14 protein-coding genes and 3 pseudogenes are annotated in these 18,591 nt (G+C 42.1%); 9 read left to right on the forward strand and 8 right to left on the reverse strand.

The annotated features are described in order from the left end of the window. Positions 1 to 14: 14 nt before the first annotated feature. Positions 15 to 755 carry a maltotransferase domain-containing protein gene (locus ACSLFW_RS15300; protein ID WP_436556483.1) on the reverse strand — a complete coding sequence of 247 codons (741 nt, stop codon included), beginning with the start codon at positions 753 to 755 and terminating at the stop codon, positions 15 to 17. A gap of 169 nt (positions 756 to 924) precedes the next feature. Here ACSLFW_RS15300 and ACSLFW_RS15305 point away from each other — a divergent pair, with 169 nt between their 5' ends. From ACSLFW_RS15305 to msrB (ACSLFW_RS15315), 3 genes and pseudogenes are all read left to right on the forward strand, one after another. Beyond that, entirely contained in the window at positions 925 to 1,788 is an 864-nt protein-coding gene (locus ACSLFW_RS15305; protein WP_436556484.1) for an alpha/beta fold hydrolase, read from the forward strand. A 277-nt stretch (positions 1,789 to 2,065) separates the two neighbouring features. Further along, the gene (gene msrB, locus ACSLFW_RS15310) at positions 2,066 to 2,428 is read left to right on the forward strand and encodes a peptide-methionine (R)-S-oxide reductase MsrB (protein WP_436556485.1); all 363 of its coding nucleotides are present in this window, start codon (positions 2,066 to 2,068) and stop codon (positions 2,426 to 2,428) included. Positions 2,429 to 2,534: 106 nt separating this feature from the next. Further along, positions 2,535 to 2,932 (forward strand): annotated as a pseudogene (gene msrB, locus ACSLFW_RS15315) (peptide-methionine (R)-S-oxide reductase MsrB). A gap of 217 nt (positions 2,933 to 3,149) precedes the next feature. Here msrB (ACSLFW_RS15315) and ACSLFW_RS15320 read toward each other — a convergent pair. Next, entirely contained in the window at positions 3,150 to 3,704 is a 555-nt protein-coding gene (locus ACSLFW_RS15320; RefSeq protein WP_436557470.1) for an SIMPL domain-containing protein, read from the reverse strand. A gap of 277 nt (positions 3,705 to 3,981) precedes the next feature. Continuing rightward, positions 3,982 to 4,574, reverse strand: a pseudogene (locus ACSLFW_RS15325) (rhomboid family intramembrane serine protease). A 163-nt stretch (positions 4,575 to 4,737) separates the two neighbouring features. Between ACSLFW_RS15325 and ACSLFW_RS15330 the strand changes: the two are divergent. Then, positions 4,738 to 5,634, forward strand: a complete 897-nt coding sequence (locus tag ACSLFW_RS15330; RefSeq protein WP_436556486.1) for a lysophospholipid acyltransferase family protein — start codon at positions 4,738 to 4,740, stop codon at positions 5,632 to 5,634. On the opposite strand, the pseudogene ACSLFW_RS15335 reads toward ACSLFW_RS15330, so the two are convergent. Together ACSLFW_RS15335 and ACSLFW_RS15340 are read right to left on the reverse strand one after the other, a co-directional pair. After that, positions 5,635 to 7,125: pseudogene (locus ACSLFW_RS15335) on the reverse strand (aminotransferase class V-fold PLP-dependent enzyme). A 174-nt stretch (positions 7,126 to 7,299) separates the two neighbouring features. Further along, positions 7,300 to 7,968 carry a DUF4919 domain-containing protein gene (locus ACSLFW_RS15340; RefSeq protein ID WP_436556487.1) on the reverse strand — a complete coding sequence of 223 codons (669 nt, stop codon included), beginning with the start codon at positions 7,966 to 7,968 and terminating at the stop codon, positions 7,300 to 7,302. Positions 7,969 to 8,046: 78 nt separating this feature from the next. Here ACSLFW_RS15340 and ACSLFW_RS15345 point away from each other — a divergent pair, with 78 nt between their 5' ends. Beyond that, on the forward strand, positions 8,047 to 8,649 hold the full coding sequence (locus ACSLFW_RS15345; RefSeq protein WP_436556488.1) for an alpha-ketoglutarate-dependent dioxygenase AlkB family protein: 603 nt from the start codon (positions 8,047 to 8,049) through the stop codon (positions 8,647 to 8,649). Between the two features lie 78 nt (positions 8,650 to 8,727). On the opposite strand, the gene glmM is transcribed toward ACSLFW_RS15345, so the two are convergent. After that, on the reverse strand, positions 8,728 to 10,116 hold the full coding sequence (gene glmM, locus ACSLFW_RS15350) for a phosphoglucosamine mutase (protein ID WP_436556489.1): 1,389 nt from the start codon (positions 10,114 to 10,116) through the stop codon (positions 8,728 to 8,730). 137 nt (positions 10,117 to 10,253) lie between these two features. Between glmM and ACSLFW_RS15355 the strand changes: the two genes are divergently transcribed. From ACSLFW_RS15355 to ACSLFW_RS15365, 3 genes are all read left to right on the forward strand, one after another. Beyond that, on the forward strand, positions 10,254 to 10,838 hold the full coding sequence (locus ACSLFW_RS15355; protein WP_436556490.1) for an ACP phosphodiesterase: 585 nt from the start codon (positions 10,254 to 10,256) through the stop codon (positions 10,836 to 10,838). After that, positions 10,835 to 12,514 (forward strand): gamma-glutamyltransferase, encoded by a 1,680-nt coding sequence (ggt, locus tag ACSLFW_RS15360; RefSeq protein ID WP_436556491.1) that lies wholly within the window; start codon positions 10,835 to 10,837, stop codon positions 12,512 to 12,514. The genes ACSLFW_RS15355 and ggt overlap by 4 nt, the downstream gene beginning before the upstream one ends. A 61-nt stretch (positions 12,515 to 12,575) precedes the next feature. Next, complete coding sequence (locus ACSLFW_RS15365) at positions 12,576 to 14,360, forward strand: chloride channel protein (RefSeq protein ID WP_436556492.1); 1,785 nt, start codon at positions 12,576 to 12,578, stop codon at positions 14,358 to 14,360. Between the two features lie 72 nt (positions 14,361 to 14,432). Here the strand turns inward: ACSLFW_RS15365 and ACSLFW_RS15370 are convergent, their stop codons facing one another. Continuing rightward, a complete protein-coding gene (locus ACSLFW_RS15370) occupies positions 14,433 to 16,397 on the reverse strand; it encodes an endonuclease (RefSeq protein ID WP_436556493.1) in 1,965 nt (654 codons plus the stop codon). Between the two features lie 186 nt (positions 16,398 to 16,583). Here ACSLFW_RS15370 and ACSLFW_RS15375 point away from each other — a divergent pair, with 186 nt between their 5' ends. Further along, positions 16,584 to 17,024 carry a KTSC domain-containing protein gene (locus ACSLFW_RS15375; RefSeq protein WP_436556494.1) on the forward strand — a complete coding sequence of 147 codons (441 nt, stop codon included), beginning with the start codon at positions 16,584 to 16,586 and terminating at the stop codon, positions 17,022 to 17,024. Positions 17,025 to 17,121: 97 nt separating this feature from the next. On the opposite strand, the gene ACSLFW_RS15380 is transcribed toward ACSLFW_RS15375, so the two are convergent. Further along, entirely contained in the window at positions 17,122 to 18,585 is a 1,464-nt protein-coding gene (locus tag ACSLFW_RS15380) for an AAA family ATPase (protein WP_436556495.1), read from the reverse strand. Positions 18,586 to 18,591 lie beyond the last annotated feature (6 nt).

Below are 18,591 nucleotides of genomic sequence, written 5' to 3' on the forward strand. Positions count from 1 at the left end.
ATCTTCAATCGTTCCTAATTCCGGATGTGTCGCTTTGTGGCCGCCGTATTGTGAACCGATTCCCAGGGCGAACCCACATCACCATCTGCGGCATTTGTAGCGTTGTTTTTCCCTTTCCTGTTGACTTCTCCGATTGGATGGATTGGCGGGAAATACAAAGTGTCAAATCCCATTGCGGCGACTCTTGGCAGCAAACGCTCGCAGTCTTTGAAAGTGCCGTGTTTGCCGTCTTCCTGAGAAGCGGAACGCGGGAAAAATTCATACCAGGTGCTGAATAACGCTTTTTTTCTGTCGACATAAACCTGCAAATCGATTGATTTATTTTCAAGGAAACGCACCGGATATTTTTTGAAAATAGTTGTCAGTTCCGCCGAAGTGGCTTCCTGAATGGCTTTGTCGTATTCTTTTTCTGTAGTGAAATATTTCGTGATTTTCTTCAAATATTCTTTCTCCGAAGCATCGGCGAGTTTCTGCACCGCTTTCACATATTCTGCACCTTCAAGCAATTCTGATTTTACATACTGGCTGTCGTGGATTTTACGTTCGGTACCGTGTTGCCAGTTGAGCGCATAATCTACCCAGCCTTCGACGAAATAAGTATAATATCCTTGCTTTTCTACGGTGAATTCGGCTGTCCATTCGTCGTTGGTGGTTGGCGCCATGCGCACTTCCTGCCATTTTTTGTCGGTTTCGTGTTTGAACTTCACGCTGCACTCCAGCACATCATGCCCGTCTGAAAAAACGTCGGCGGTCACTACGACTTTCTGTCCGGGAATCCGCTTTATAAATAAGCACCGCTATCGAGCTGCGGCATTACGTTCTCTATGATAATCCTGGTTTGGTTTTGCATTTTATGTTATTTTTATGACTTCTAAATTTAGTAAAAAAAGTATAATGTCATAACTTGCTTAAAAAATTATCGAAATGGCAACAAATGCTAAAAAACCCGAGAAATCATTGAAAATTCCGAGGTTAATAGTGATTACGGGTAAATTTTTAGCGGCAATTTCAGACAAATGGGTAACGGCTTTTGCGTCGAAATTATTCACTACGCCGCTCAAACACAAGATTCCCAAAAGGGAAGCGGAAATGGATGCGAAAAGCAGGCAGAAGACAATCCGAATTACTTCGATAAATAAAGATGTTGTAGTTTATGAATTTGGCGAAAGCCCGAAAAAGATCCTGTTTTCCCACGGCTGGTCAGGGCGCGGCACGCAATTGGTCAAAATCGCTGAAGCTTTTTTGAAAGAAGGCTATTCGACCGTAAGTTTTGACGCTCCAGCACACGGGAAATCTCCGGGAAAGACAACGCTGATGCCTGAATTCATCGCCACGATTTTACAACTCGAAAAAGAATACGGTCCGTTTGAAGCGGCAGTTGGTCATTCTTTAGGCGGAATGTCCTTACTCAACGCAATGCGGCTTGGCTTGAAAATTGATAAGCTCGTTACTATCGGAAGCGGCGATATCATCAAAGACATCATGGATGATTTTATACACAAACTCGAACTGAAACCGGAAGTTTCCGATTGGATGCGCATCCACTTCGAAAAGCAATTTGGGCAAACCATGGACAGTTATTCTGCGTATCTATCGGCAAAAGAAATCGACATTCCGGTACTTGTCATCCATGACAATGACGACTTTGAAGTTCCCGTGAAATGTGCACACCATATTAAAGGACATCTTAAGAAAGGAGAACTGATGATCACTTATGGATTGGGGCACCGCAAGATTTTGGGAAGCGAGAAAGTGATTGCGGCGGCTGTAGATTTTATTAAATCCTGATTGTGCAAGCGACGCCCCTCGACTGCGCTCGGGGTGACAAATTGTACAAGCTTGAAAATTGTGCTGAAAATTTAATTTTCAATTAATTTAAAATCAGTTTGAAGGCATGATGTGTCACCCCGAGCGCAGTCAAGGGCCTTAATTAAATAAAAAAATTAAATAATGAAAAAGATTGTATTATTATTCGCCCTCTTCGGAATACTGACTTCCTGCAAAGGGCAAGAAGAAAAAAGACTGCAAATGCAACCGTTCCGCAAATGCAGAAAACGGATGCTGAATGGGAAAAGAACTCACACCCGAACAATTCGCTGTTTTAAGAAATAAGGAAACCGAACGCCCTTTCACAGGTGAATACTGGAATACTTTTGAAAAAGGTAAATATGTATGCGCCGCGTGCGGGAATCCGCTGTTTAGTTCTGATGCGAAATTCAACTCGGAGTGCGGATGGCCGTCTTTTGACCAGGCAATAAAAGGCTCGGTGATTTATAAAACCGACGTTTCTTTCGGGATGCAGAGAACGGAAGTGATGTGCGCGAAATGCGGCGGTCACTTGGGCCACGTTTTTGATGACGGACCGACGGAGACTACCGGAAAAAGGTTTTGCACGAATTCTGTTTCTATAAAGTTTATTCCGAAGTAAAATGTTGGTACAGGGTATGAGGTGCAGGGTTCAGGGTTGACCATTAAACGGAAATCCAATCACCCTGAACCTTAAACCTAACACCTTGAACCCTAAAATAAATATTATGAGTTATAAAGTTGAAAAATCCGAAGACCAGTGGAAAGAAGAGCTGGGTTTGGAACGTTATAAAATCTTACGGCAGAAAGGCACGGAATTCCCACATTCAGGGAAATATAATTTGCATTATGAAAAAGGCACGTATTGCTGCGGTGCCTGCGGCGAACCTTTATTTGAAAGCAATTCTAAATTCGATGCGCATTGCGGGTGGCCGTCTTTTGATGAATCGATTCCGGGAAAAGTGGAATATATTCAGGACAATACGCATGGTATGAGAAGGACAGAAATTGTCTGTGCGAACTGCGGCGGGCATTTAGGACATGTTTTTGACGATGGCCTACTCCTACCGGGCAGCGGTATTGTGTGAATTCGTTGTCGGTGGATTTTAAAGAAGATGGTGCCTGATATTTTGTCGGACTACGGCGTCACTTCCAGTGATTTCAGAAAAAATGCGATTAGCTTTTTTCTGAAATTGTATCGAGAAGCTTTAGTTCTCGATACTTCAAAGATTAGCTTATCGCAAATCTTTTGAAACTCGAACTGACGGGGACACACTTACATTAAAAAAACCGAAGCATTACGTGTGCTTCGGTTTTTATTTTTATAATAGACTGTGAGTATCTTATTCTAATACAAAACTCACACTCACATTAGCAGTAATCTCAATCTCACCAGTCGCCAAAGTATCATTGGCTACGCCATCCGCCATTTTCATCATGGCAACTGCAAATCTTGGCTGTGGATAATCAACAGGAGAATTGTCGGTAATGGTGAACGCTCTTCCTATTTTCTGTCCGACAGCAGCAACCAATTCTTCTGCTTTTTCTTTGGCATTGATGACCGCTAATTTGCGTGCATTCGCCTTAAGCGATTCTTCTTTAGAAGATTTGAATTCGATTCCTGAAATGTTGTTGACGCCTATATCGGTAAGTCCTTCCATCATTTCGTCGTATTTCGACAAATCTTTTATTAAAATATTGATGGTTTGCGTTGCAACGTAATTGTGTTTCTTTTTGTCATAATCGTATTCGTCATTCAGATAAACACGCGTCGTTTGGAAATCTTTCGCATCAACACCCATTTTTTTGATGTATTTGACAATTCCGTCAATTTTCGTGTCGTTTTCTTTTTTGACATCGGCAGCTTTTGAGCCTTTGGAGTTAACGCCAATTTGTATCGCAACCTGATCCGGGTAACTTTGATTTTTCCTTCCCCTGAAACATTTACGAGTGAAATTTGCTTAAATTCCTGTGCGCTAGCTATTACCGAAAACATTACGGCAACAGCAAAAAATAATTTTTTCATAGTTGTTGAATTTAATTGTTTAAAGGTCAACTATGGTATCGCTTTACTTTTCATTTGTATTTGCTTCGCAAATTTGTTTAAGTGGCGATTTCATAGTCTGTTTATTTTTAAAGTTAATATAATTGGGTGCGTTTCAAAAGCTGTGCCAGTTATAGCTTTCCGGTTCTTTCCAATACAAAAAGGATTACAATCGGAATGGCTAGAATCAGTACAGTATTAAGATTGGTTTCGAACAATATTGGTTCTTTTGCGAGCGTCAGCACATAACCGCCAATCGCTCCGCCAAAATGCGCCATGTGCCCGATATTGTCTCTTTTGGCTTTCAATCCGTAAATAGAATACAGCAGATAAATGATCCGAAAAGGTAGCCGGGAATTCCTATCGGAATAAAAAACATCCCAACTTCCATATCAGGATAAAGCAAAATCGCAGCATATAAAATCCCGGTTACAGCACCTGAAGCACCAATGGCGCGGTAACTGTAATCATTCTTATGGAAATAAAGTGTCAGTAAGCTTCCGAAAACCAAACTTCCAAAGTAAATCAGCAGGAACGAAAAACTGCCAAGGTACGCAATTACAACCGGTGCGAAACAGTACAATGTCAGCATATTGAACCCAAGATGCGTCACATCGGCATGCAGAAATCCTGACGTGATCATCCTGAATTGCTCGCCTGCGCGGATGCTGCCGATATGAAATTCGTATTTCCTGAAAAAATACATGTCGTCAAATCCTTTCATGCTAACAAGGACATTCGCGACAATTATGACAATCAGTACAATAGAAAGCTGTTCGATTTATTTGTAATATTATAGGTCAAATTTAAGCAAATGATGTTAACGCCCCTACAAATTAAGCAAATCCGAAGAATAAAAAGTATATTTGCACAAATTTAACCCTTATATGCAGTTACTCGTTTTTGTATTGGCTTACCCGCTCTTGCTGTTAGTGTCAATATTACCTTTCCGATTGCTTTATATACTTTCTGATTTCGTCTGCTTCCTGGTTTATCGCGTATTTGGTTACAGAAAGAAGACAGTTCGTGAAAATCTTAAACTCACGCTTCCGCATCTTACTGATAAAGAAAGACTTGACATAGAAAAGAAATTCTTCAAGCACATGTGCGATATGTTTCTGGAGATGATCAAGACGATGACGATTTCTGACAGGCAGATCAAGAAAAGGTTTACTTTCACCAATATTGAGCTCGTAACCGAATACGAAGCCAAAGGCAAAAGCATCGCTTTGATGTGCGCGCATTATGCCAGTTGGGAATGGCTTGTGGTGATGGCAAAATATACGACTTTCCGCAGTATTGCGATTTATAAGGAAGTCGGCAACAAATATTTCGACAAACTGGTGCGCGATATCCGTTCCCGCCTTAATGCAGAATTGATTGAGTCGAAAAAATCAATCGAACTGATGCAGGAACTCAAAGACAACAACGTAAAAGCGATTTATGGTTTTGCGAGTGACCAGTCGCCGCAACTGACGAAAGCGAAATATTGGGATAATTTCATGGGATTGGAAGTCCCGGTTTATACCGGCGCCGAAATGCTCGCGAAAAAACTCGACATGAACATCCTTTTCTGTAAAGTCGTGAAATTGAAACGCGGCTATTACCAGGCGACGATAATGCCGTTGGTTGACAATCCGCAGGAAATTCCGGATTACGATATCACCAGCAAATATTTAAGGGAAGTTGAAAAACAGATCCTTGAAGCGCCTGAATATTATTTCTGGACACACAAGCGCTGGAAACATATCGGGAAAAAGAAGAACAGAAAGGTTGTTTCTTAATTAAGAAAACCATTTCCTGACCATTTCCTTTTCTGCAGGATTATGGTTTTTGTAAGCGAATTCATTGGAAGACTTATCGTAATTGTAATCTGCAGCCCATTCCTCGTGATTTTCGGCCAATTGCTTAATGCTTTCACAAACGAATTGAATTTCTTCATTTGTGGTTGTCGGATGGATTGACATCCTGATCCAGCCCGGTTTCTGGATCAAATCTCCCGAATCAATCTGGCAAACGAGGTGGTGCGAAGTCTCCTGATCGACGTGCAACAGATAATGCCCGTAAGTTCCGGCACAGCTGCAGCCGCCACGCGTCTGGATTCCGAACCTGTCGTTGAGTAATTTCACGCCAAGATTGAAATGCAAATCATCGATGTAAAAAGAAATCACGCCAAGCCTTTGCTGGTGCTGATTGGCGAGAATCTTGATATTGTCGATGTTGCCCAATTCACTGAAAACATAATCGACGATTTCGTGTTCTCTTTTTAAAATATTTTCAACGCCCATTTTTTCCTTGAGCTGAATCGCCAAAGCGGTTTTAATTACCTGAAGAAATCCCGGAGTTCCGCCGTCTTCGCGGTCATCGATGCTGTCGATGTATTTGTGCTCGCCCCACGGATTCGTCCAGCTGACGGTACCTCCGCCCGGATTATCCGGAACGGCATTTCTGTATAAATTCTTATTGAATACCAAAATCCCTGAAGTTCCCGGCCAGCCGAGAAATTTATGCGGCGAAAAGAAAATTGCGTCGAGGTAACTTTCCGCATCTTCCGGATGCATATCGATATCGACGTACGGTCCAGGAGCAGGCGAAATCTACGAAACAAAATCCGTTGTTCTGGTGCATCAGTTTTGCTACTTCGTAATAAGGCGTCTTAATTCCGGTCACATTCGAACACGACGTAATCGAGGCTATCTTTATCTTCCGGTCTTTGTATTTTTCAATCAGCGCTTTAAAATTATCGAGGCAGAATAATCCTTTTTCACAGGCAGGCACCACTTCTACATCGGCAATTGTTTCGAGCCATGAAGTCTGGTTGGAATGGTGCTCCATGTGGGAAATAAACACAATCGGCTTATTTTCTGCCGGAATCGTGGTAAATTCTTTAAGGTTTTCAGGAATTCGTAATCCTAATATCCTTTGGAATTTATTAACGACACCTGTCATTCCGGTGCCATCGGTAATCAGAACATCATTTTCATTCGCATTGACATGCTTTTTAATGATGTGGCGCGCGTGGTGGTAAGCTAACGTCATAGCTGTTCCTGAAACGGTGGTTTCCGTATGCGTATTGGCCACGAAAAGGCCGAACTCATTCATCATTTTTTCTTCAATCGGGCGGTAAAGTCTTCCGCTGGCGGTCCAGTCGGTGTAGACGATTTTCTTTTGCCGAAAGGAGACACAAACTCCTGATCGATGCCGATGATATTTTTCCTGAACTGCTGAAAATACTGTTCTAAAGCCGTATCTAAAGTGTGTGCTGCTGCAATCATAAAGGATGAATTTGTGGGTTCAAAGATAGTGATTTTCGTTCCGAAAATAAATCCCAAATCTCAAATTATAAATCCCAAAAATATCCAAAATACAATTTTTGAAACGCCTTCCATTTGAAATTTAGAAGCTTGGAACTTATCTGGGAATTCAGATTTGCTTTTTGGAATTTTAATCTATTTCCTCTTCGCCTCCACCTCATGGATTTTTTCAATGTTGAAATAAATTCCGGCGGATTTATATTTTCCTTTCTCAACCATAAGGTAATTGCAATTTGCCATTGTAACCGGTGTGGTGACCTCGAGATTCCAAATGCTCATCAATACATATTCATGGCCGACTGTAAGTACCTGAAAACCAGTTTCGCAGGCATCGCCGTTACCGGATGATTTGATGGCGGACACCAATCCCTGAAAAGTATGCGCGATTTTCTTCGCCATTTCCTTATCGCCTTTGAGTTGGTAGACATAAGACAGGAAATTCATTTCGCGGATGTCGAAAGGAAAAGCTTTAATGGCGTTCGTACAAAGCCTGATAATTTCGTCGTAATCTGCCGGGTTTAATTTATCATACTGGAAATATTTGAATAATTTTTCCTGCTCCGGCGGTTTTGGATTGGAGGAATATTCCGGCTGGAAAAAATAACCGTAATACAAGTACCTGTACTCATCTGTAGTTAGTGAAATGTCATTATCTGCAAGCCTTTTCATCAATTTCGGATAAAAAAATGCACTTGTGGAATCTGAAATTTCGGTTTCGATTTTCTTATAATCCGGTTTTTCAAATGCTTGTGAATAAGTAACACCCAATGGAAAAACCAACAATAAAAACGCAATCTTCTTCATGTCATAAATATCTGTGATAAATGTATAAAATTCTTTTAAAACGTTGCGCGATAAATGACTGTGGCGTAACTTTGGGATATGGACTTATTCAACCCGGAAATCGAGCGCAATATCCTTCCGTATGACGGCACCGCTTTTTATTATGGAACGGTTTTAAAATCGGCGGAAGCGCAGCATTATTTCGAAAAGCTCATGCAGGACGATAATTTCAAAAATGATGAAGTGATCATTTTTGGAAAACATATCGTTACCAAGCGAAAAATTGCCTGGTATGGTGACAACGAATTCTTATATACTTATTCGAATACCACAAAACAAGCGCATCCATGGACTCCAGAATTGTTAGAATTGAAGCAAAAAGTCGAGGAAATTACCGGTACAAGTTTCAACTCCTGCCTTTTGAATCTTTACCACGACGGCGACGAAGGCCTTTCATGGCATAGTGACAATGAAGAACCTCTGGGTAAGAATCCTGTGATCGCTTCGTTGAGTCTTGGTGCGGAAAGGAAATTCATGTTCAAGCACAAAACCACAAAAGAAACCGTTTCCATCATCCTTGAAAACGGAAGCCTTTTGGTAATGAAAGATGCAACGCAAACGCATTGGGCGCACCAGCTTCCTAAAAGTAAAAAGGTAAAACGCGCCCGTATTAATATGACGTTTCGGACGATTGTACGATGAATTGCAGGAAGGTTCTCGATACTACAAAGATTAGCTGGCGCAAATCTTTTGAAACTCGAACTGACGGTGCAAGTCTTATTAAATTCCAGCCACAGCCTTAATCTCATCAATAATCCGCAAGGCTAGATCATCAGCAAGCTGCTGCGTAGCCGCTTCGGTATAAATACGGATAATCGGCTCAGTATTGGATTTTCTCAAATGCACCCAGTTTTCAGCAAAATCAATCTTTACGCCGTCAATCGTAGTGATATTTTCGTTGGAATATTTTTTTGTCATGGCTTCCAGAATCGCATCGACGTCAATCTGAGGTGTCAGTTCAATCTTGTTTTTGCTCATGAAATATTCCGGATACGAAGCGCGCAATTCAGAGACTTTCATTTTCTTATTCGCAAGATGTGTCAGGAATAATGCTACGCCTACAAGGCTGTCACGTCCGTAATGCAATTCCGGGTAAATGATACCGCCGTTGCCCTCGCCACCGATTACAGCATTGTTTTTCTTCATCAGTTCGACCACGTTCACCTCGCCTACCGCGCTTGCTTCATAACTGCCGTTGTGTGCATTGGTGACGTCTCGCAAAGCTCTCGATGATGACATATTCGAAACCGTATTGCCGGGCGTTTTGCTTAAAACATAATCGGCAACGGCAACCAAGGTATATTCTTCGCCGAACATTTCGCCGTCTTCGCTGATAAAAGCCAAACGGTCAACATCGGGATCTACGACTACACCCAAATCGGCTTTTTCTTTCACAACCAATTCGGAAATATCGGTAAGATGCTCTTTCAAAGGCTCCGGATTGTGCGGGAAATGGCCGTTCGGTTCGCAGTATAATTTAACGACTTCAACGCCCATCAGTTCCAGTAATTTCGGGATGATGATACCGCCCGAGGAGTTTACGCCATCAACCACAACCTTGAATTTCGCAGCTTTGACAGCTTCGGCATCGACCAAAGGCAGGTTCAGTACTTCGTCAATATGAATGTCCATATAAGCGTCGTTGACCGTAATTTCACCCAAATTATCCACATCAGAAAAATCAAATGCTTCACTTTCGGCAATTTCCAAAATTTTGGCACCATCGGCACCGCTTAGGAATTCACCTTTTTCGTTGAGTAATTTCAGTGCATTCCATTGTTTCGGGTTGTGGGAAGCGGTCAGGATGATTCCGCCGTCGGCTTTTTCAAGCGGAACAGCGACTTCAACGGTTGGTGTTGTTGATAAATCCAAATCGATTACATTGATGCCTAATCCGATGAGCGTATTTACAACGAGATTGTGAATCATCGGGCCTGAGATACGGGCGTCACGACCGATTACAACCGTTAATTTTTCTTTAGTGGAATTGTTTTTCAGGAAAGTTCCATAAGCAGAAGCAAATTTTACCGCATCAACCGGCGTAAGGTTATCGCCCGTTTTCCCGCCAATTGTACCGCGGATTCCCGAAATGGATTTTATGAGTGTCATGTGATTTATATTGTTTGTGCAAATATAAGAGCGGCAAAGTTACAAAGCGGCAAAGTAGCAAAGTTTTTTGTAAAGCCGAAAAGTTGGCGATAAACTCTGAAACTTTGTATCTTTGAGATTATGCAACCTCACAGCCTATGAATTTCCTCGCGCACATTTACCTTTCCGGCGATAATGACCTTATGAAAATTGGGAATTTCATGGCAGACGGCATACGCGGTAAGCATCTTGAGATTTTTCCTGAGGACACCCAAAAAGGGATTTTACTGCATCGTGAAATCGATACTTACACAGACGCGCATCCTGTTTTCCGCGAAAGCACCAAGAAACTGCACGAGCGTTATCACCATTATGCGGGTGTAATTGTCGATGTGTTTTACGACCATTTCCTTGCCAAAAACTGGAGCCATTATTCAGACGAAAAGCTGGAGCAATTTATCGGCAGGTTTTATAAGTCGCTCGAAGTGAACCACGATTGGCTGACTGAAAAAACGCAAGGCATGATGCCGTATATGATCAAATACAACTGGCTGTTAAGTTATGCAACAGTCGATGGCATTGAACGAATCCTCACCCAAATGGACAGCAGGACTTCGAACCAATCTAAAATGCGTTTTTCGGGCGAGGAATTGAAATTACATTACAATGAATTTGAGCAAGAATTCACTGCTTTCTTTGAAGATTTGCGCCAGTTTGTTGCTGAAAAAATGAAGGTAATATGAAGAAACTGCTTCCGTTCATTTGCATCTTTTTCTTTTTGTATGTAAATATTCTACACGCACAGACCGGCGTAATTGCTGATAAAGGCATGGTCGTTTCTGCACGTGAGGAAGCCTCGAAAATCGGTGTTGAAATCCTCAAAAAAGGCGGTAATGCTTTTGATGCTATGTTTGCCACAGAACTCGCACTCGCTGTTGCCTATCCTTATGCCGGCAATATCGGCGGCGGCGGATTTATGGTTTTCCGCAAGGCGAATGGCGAAACCGGCGCACTCGATTATCGTGAAAAAGCACCGCTTGCAGCCGGAAAAGACATGTACCTCGATGCAAATGGTAACGTGATTCCTAATTTAAGTACGGATGGCGCTTTGGCAATCGCAGTTCCCGGAACAATCGCCGGAATCTTTGCCGTACACAAAAAATACGGTAAACTTTCAATCGAAACTTTAATGCAGCCTGTGGTTGAATTGGCAGAAAAAGGCGTTGTCGTTACCGAAAATCAGTTAGGGCAGATCAATCGCAACAGCAAGCTCATCGCCCAGATCAGCGGCCAACAAACGCTTTACGCTCAAAATTATAAAGTCGGCGACACCATAAAATATCCCGCTTTGGCGACCACCTTGAGCCGCATCATGAAAAATGGCGAAAAAGAATTTTACAGAGGAGAAACCGCGAAAAAGTTAGTCGCGTTTTTACAAAGCAAAGGAGGTATCATCACTTTAGAAGATTTAGCTAAATATAACGTAAAATGGCGCAAACCCATCGCTTTTCGATATAAAGATTTAAAGATTTTTTCGATGTCGCCGCCGTCAAGCGGAGGCATTACACTGGCACAAATCATGACGATGATCGCGCCTTATCCGTTGGAAAAATTTGGGCATAACAGTGCAGAAAGCATTCAGGTAATTACCGAAGCCGAACGCCGCGCTTATGCCGACCGGAATTATTTTCTCGGTGACCCCGATTTTATTAAGATAACTGAAAAACAGTTACTTGACAAAGATTACCTTTTAAAAAGGATGAACTCTTTTAATTGGGAAAAAGCCACGCTTTCATCGGCTGTTTCACACGGGGAAATTACGATTTCAGAAAGCAATGAAACCACGCATTATTCGATTGTTGACGGAGAAGGAAATGCCGTTGCAGTAACCACAACCTTAAATGGCGCATACGGCTCGAAATTATATTCTGACGAGCTCGGCTTCTTTTTCAACAATGAAATGGATGATTTCAGCGCGAAACCCGGTGTTCCGAATTCTTACGGATTGGTCGGTGCAGAAGCCAACAGCATTGCGCCACAAAAACGAATGCTCAGCTCAATGACGCCGACAATCGTTGAAAAAGACGGAAAGTTATTTATGGTTGTAGGAACGCCGGGCGGCTCAACTATTATAACTTCAGTTTTACAAACCATCCTTAATGTTTACGAATATAAAATGAGCATGCAGGAAGCCGTGAATGCGCCGCGTTTTCACCACCAATGGTTACCTGACGTAGTGAATTTTGAAAAGAATGGTTTTTCTGAAGCCATAAAAGATTCGCTTACCAAAAAAGGCTATAAAATTTCGGTTCAGGAACTGCCAGTTATAGGAAAAGTCGATGCAATTCTCGTCCGCCCCGACGGAAAACTAGAAGCCGGAGCCGACAAACGCGGCGATGACAAAGCTTTCGGTCTTTAATCTTAGTTTAAGAAAATACTGCTTGTGAAAAGCGTAACTTTGCAAAAATGTCACAAAAATAATGATTAGAAAATACCTTCGCAGATTGGAAAACATCCTTGTATGGGCGCAAAACCGGGTATCGGATAAGCAGTTTATATTTTTATCGAGCGTACTTGTGGGGATTTCTGCAGCATTTGCCGTAATCGTCCTCAAATCATTTGCGCACTGGGTTTTCCTGTTCGCCACTTATATCAACGGCATTTTAAAGCTGAGTTTCATCAACAGTATTCTGCCGATTATCGGTATCTTCCTGACAGTCCTGGTGGTGAAAAAAATCCTTGGCGGAACGATTGAAAAAGGCACTTCCCAGATTTTATATGCCGTTGCTAAAAAAGCCAGTATCATTCCGAAAAAACAAATGTATGCGCAAATCGTCACGAGTTCCTTAACGGTTGGTCTCGGCGGTTCTGCGGGTCTCGAAAGTCCGATTGTAATTACCGGCGCGGCTTTTGGTTCAAATTATGCGCAACGCTATAAATTAAGCTACAAAAACCGGACTTTATTAATCGGATGCGGCGTCGCTGCCGGAATCGCCGCGGCATTTAATGCACCAATTGCAGGCGTTTTGTTTGCTATTGAAGTACTGCTCGTCGACGTAAGCATTTCAGCATTTACACCTATTATGATTGCTGCAGCCACAGGCGCTTTGGTTTCACAAATTGTACTGGACGAAACGATATTGTTGTCTTTTAAACAACAGACAACATTCGATTTTCACAACATTCCGTTTTATGTAATGTTGGGATTGCTGACCGGATTTGTCGCTGTTTATTATTCGAGAAGATTCCAGAAAACAGAGCATTTTTTCTCGCGATTGAAATTGAGTCCGTATCGTAAAGCCATTGCCGGTGCATCGTTGCTGGCCATCATCATCTTCATCTTCCCTACGCTTTTCGGCGAAGGTTATGAAAGCATCAAAACGCTGTCAGAAAACGATCCGGGAAAATTGCTTGAAAATACGCTGTTCAGTGATTTCAGGAACAACAATTGGATGTTGCTGGTTTTTGTAGGATTGACATTGATGGTGAAAGCATTCGCAACCGGAATCACATTGGGCAGCGGCGGAAATGGCGGTAATTTCGCGCCTTCGCTGTTTTTAGGCTCTTATGTAGGCTTTTTCTTCTCGAAATTGTTCAATGTTTTAGGCCTGACACATCTTCCGGTGAGTAATTTTACGATGGTCGGAATGGCGGGAATTCTGAGCGGGATTTTTCACGCGCCGCTAACTGCAATCTTCCTTATTGCAGAAATTACGGGTGGTTACGGACTGATGATTCCGCTGATGATTGTGTCGTCGATCAGTTTTGCGGTTTCAAAACGTTTTGAAAAACATTCGATGGATGTCAAGCAACTCGCTAAAAAAGGGCATGCCTTCACCAGCAACAAAGACACCAATATACTTACCACAATTGATATTGAGCAAATCATCCAGACAGATTATTTAACGGTTACGCCTGATGAAAATCTTGAAAAACTGGTAGATTTGATTTCACATTCTAATCAGGTAATTTTTGCCGTTGTCAATAAGGAAAAAGAACTCGAAGGCGTCGTGCATTTTAATGACATACGCGAAATCATCTTTAGCAATTTTAAGGTAAAATATACTTCCGTGAAAGAAGTTATGACAGAACCCAAAGCTATTATTTCGCCAAACGATACGATGGAAACCGTGATGAATAAATTTGAAACTACAAAAATGACATTCCTTCCAGTTGTGAAAAACGGGAAATATTATGGATTTATTTCGAAAGCAGTTGCGTTGGAAGCTTATCGCACGAAGTTGAAATCGATGACGATTGATTAAAAAATCAAAAAAAAATCCCAAATTCCAATCGCATTAGTTTAGAATTTGGGATTTTTTTTGGAATTTGGAAATTTATTTTATCACCAGTTTCTTAACAACAGATTGCCCCTGAGCCGTAATCTTCGCAGTATAAACGCCGTTCGAAATGTTCATTTTCACAGAATTGCTACCAGAAAAATCGCTTTCGAAAACCTTTTGACCCGTCACGCTGAAAATTTCAACATGCCCACTCTCAATTCCTGAAATCCTGAATTGGTCTTTCGCAGGATTTGGGTAAATCCCGATTTTGGCTGCTTCATTCTGCGGAACTGAAAGCGTAGAAAACCAAACTTCTCCGGCGTGGCTTCCCCAAATATAATCGGCTAAATTCGGGTAATCGATAAATGGATTTCGGTTTTTTTGCCAGTTATAAACAACATTATTGCGGTTCATTTCAAAGTCGTCAGACGGGTCGGAAACGTTCCATTGCAATAAAGTTGCGAGATCACCAATATAACCGTCAGGATCCTGTGGCGGATTACCGTTGACAACATTCAGTCCGTTATATCTGACGCACATATAAAAAATAGCACGCGCCACATCACCATGCCAGCTGCCATGCGTATTGGCTAGCCCGTTGTAATCAACGCCATAATTTCTTTCGCTCCTGAGTGAATTTTCCGGACTGTCCTCTGCCCTCAAATGGTGCCCATCGGCGTGGCCAGCCATAATATCGTCGGCATTGGTTGAGTCGTAATTGTTGATACCGTTGGCGTCAGAAGAAGTTTCGTTGGTGAATCCGCCTCTCGACTGGCAATAAATATGTTCGCGGTTCCAAAATCCTGCAGCACCACTTGTACCGGTCTGGAAATCGATTTTTGAACGCGGCTTTTCCACATACATCAACCAAACCTGACTGCCATTTTCGGGATTTTGGTCGGCTTCTTTAAGAATATCAACGATGTCGCCATAATTCTGTTTCCTTACCACGGCCGGATTCGCAATAATGTCCTGAATAGCCTGTTTTAAAACGGCACCGGACTTCCCTTCAAGTGAGTTGTAATATCCTACAGGAACTGTACTTGTCACCAATCCGTAAGTCGGATTTAGAGGTGTTCCCCAGGCATGAACGACGTAATCATTGTCGTGCACACGAAATTCTGTATTATCGTTAAGTTTGGTGTAACCGTCGGGAAGCGTTCCAATAACAACTTTCAGATTTTCATCGCCTTCATCAACGGCATCATCTGTCAGTTGGATTATTGTGCTGCCCGTCGTACTGCCTTGCGGAATCAGTACCGACAGGTTTCCGGAATAATCAGCAGTTGTGAAACTGCCATTGGCAAGCGCAAAGGTGATATTTAGATTGCTTGTAACCGCGGTCTGGGTCGTGAAAGTTACCGTAAAAGATGTACCTTCAGTCATTTCAGTTGGATTCAGTGAAAGTGTCACGCCGTTTAATGTCTGCCCGCTTCCGTCGTTGTTAGCGCCCGGAGTTGGGAACTTTACTTCATAAGTGCCGTCATTTTTTCGTTGGATTGATTTTGTAGCAGCTGCAGATCCCTGATTTTCATTCACGCATACGGTTTGATTTAACGCCGTCATTAAAGCGGTCGGTTGTATCGTATTGCTGTTGGAATAACAAAGTGCATCGATGAGATTTGCTGTCGTTCCTGCAGTGTTGGTAGGAAAATCAGCTGCATTTCCATGATAAATGGCAACAGCATCCAGTCCGTTCTGGATGATACCAACACCAATCGTGATAGCCGGTGAAGGTGTAACATTCGGGTTTCCGAGCAAAAATATTCCATTAAGGTCGGTTGTGTAACCATCGAGGTCAATAGCGAGGTAACTCAGGTTGGAATCTCCGTTGGTAGTAGCGTTGAAGAATACCAATACATAACCATCGAGTGGAAAATTAGGTGTTGCCGACTTCAATTCGATGAATTCCATCACGTCGGTGGAAGGCGTATCAGCATCAAGTTCATTAATAACTACCTGTGAAAACGAGGCATAACAGCAAAAGAACAATGCTGCCGAAAGCAGAAAGTTTTTCATATTTAGGGTGAATAAATTTCTGCAAATCTACTATAATTAGTTGAAAGTCAAAAGGAAAAAGTCGAAAGTCGAAGCCCGAAATTTAAATGAAAGTTTTAACTGACGCTTTTATTCTTTTCACTTTCGACTTTGGACTTTAGACTCTTTTAACCTACCTTTGCAAAAAATTTGAAAAAGCCTCCTGCGATGAAAAAAATAAATGAATACCGCGAATTGCTGCAAGTTGACAAAACTGTCGAACTGAAAGAATTGAAAACCATCTACCGCAATTCGATGAAAGAATGCCATCCTGATAAATTTCAGGGCGATGATGCCGGATTAAAAGCTGCGGAAGACAAAAGTAAAGCCGTTATTGAAGCATATCATTTTTTGGTAAGCATCAATCCGGAAACCATCGAGCAAGGGAAACCCGAATACAATGATACCATTACCAACGCTACTTTAGTGGATTACAGCTACGAAAACATTCGTCTGAAAGCTGTATTTTCTAACGGCAGCAGTTATGAATATATCAGCGTTCCGAAAGCGACTTATATTAAAATGGTCAACGCCGATTCGCCTGCGCGTTTTGCGAAAAGACATATTTTTAATGCTTTTCCTTACCGAAAACTGACGAATCAGGAATAAATTTTTAGTCGAAAGTTAAAAGTCCAAAGTCGAAAGATTAGCAAATTGCGATAAGCACTTCTGTCTTTCGACTTTGGACTTTCGGCTTTTGACTGTTTTACAGCTTACTGATGTAACTCCCATACAAATCCTTAAACTGATAACCTTCAGAAAACCTGTCTTTACTGAGTTTATTGTATTCCACTAAACCCCAAAGCACGAATTCCTTCATGAAATAACGGTCTTCAGCAGGCATTTCAGGTTGGTATTTTTGCAATAATTTTTCAAGTGGCGCGATGTCGTCGAGGATTTTCTGGTATTCAGAATTGGTCGCTTCATCAGGCAATTCGAAGCCGCTTTCAGTGAAAAACCATTCAATCAATTCAGTGTAAGCGGTTTTATCATCAGCTTTTTCCAGTTTTTCAATCTTCGGGAAATAACCCGGAAAAAAAGTATGGATCGAATCGCCGATCAGGTTTTGCGCCACAATTGCCGCACCTTCCTGCTCACCTTCATAAACCAGTTCGACTTTTCCTGTAATCGCCGGAATGATGCCCATGAAATCTGAAAGCCGAACGATCGTTTTGTCTTCGCCATTTCGTAAAGCACGCCTTTCGGCAGTACTTAGCAGATTTTCATAAGCGGTTATGCTCATCCTTGCGCTGACGCCGCTTTTGTTGTCAATGAATTCGCTTTCGCGCGCCTCAAAACTGATTTGCTCCAATAAATCTTTCGCCAGCGAAGGCACATGAACGGTTTCGCTTTGACGTGAATCTAATCTGGCTTCCTGTTCTGTAATGCGTCTTGCGGTGGCTACAGATTCCGGGTAATGCGTCAGGATTTGTGAGCCGATACGGTCTTTCAATGGTGTAACGATACTGCCGCGATTGGTATAATCTTCGGGGTTTGCGGTGAATATGAATTGCATATCAAGTACCAACCTCAACTTATAACCACGAATCTGAATGTCGCCTTCCTGTAAAATATTAAACAGCGCCACCTGAATTCTTGCCTGCAAATCGGGCAATTCATTAATAACGAAAATACAGCGGTTCGCCCTCGGGATCATGCCAAAATGAATCACACGGTCATCGGCATAAGACAATTTCAGGTTTGCGGCCTTAATCGGGTCGATATCGCCTATTAAATCGGCAACGGTTACATCAGGTGTTGCGAGTTTTTCAAAAAAGCGATCGCTTCTATGCAACCACGAAATTGGTGTGTCGTCGCCTTTCTCAGCAATCAGGTCTTTAGCAAAACGCGAAATCGGCTGAAATGGGTCGTCGTTGATTTCTGAACCGCTTACGTACGGAATGTACTCATCAAGCAGATTGAGCATTAAACGCGCCAGGCGTGTCTTTGCCTGGCCCCGAAGTCCGAGTAAGTTGATGTTATGGCGTGATAAAATTGCTCTTTCGAGTTCGGGAATTACGGTATTTTCGTAACCATGAACACCTTCAAATGCGGGTTTTCCTGATTTTATTTTTTCGCGCAGGTTATCGCGCAATTCTTCTTTGATGGGTTTGCTTTTGTAAGCCGCGGCTTTTAGCTGGCCGAGTGTTGTTATTTTATTAATATCCATATCTTT

It is taken from the genome of Flavobacterium sp. 3HN19-14 (assembly GCF_051373205.1).
Taxonomy (GTDB): Bacteria; Bacteroidota; Bacteroidia; order Flavobacteriales; family Flavobacteriaceae; genus Flavobacterium.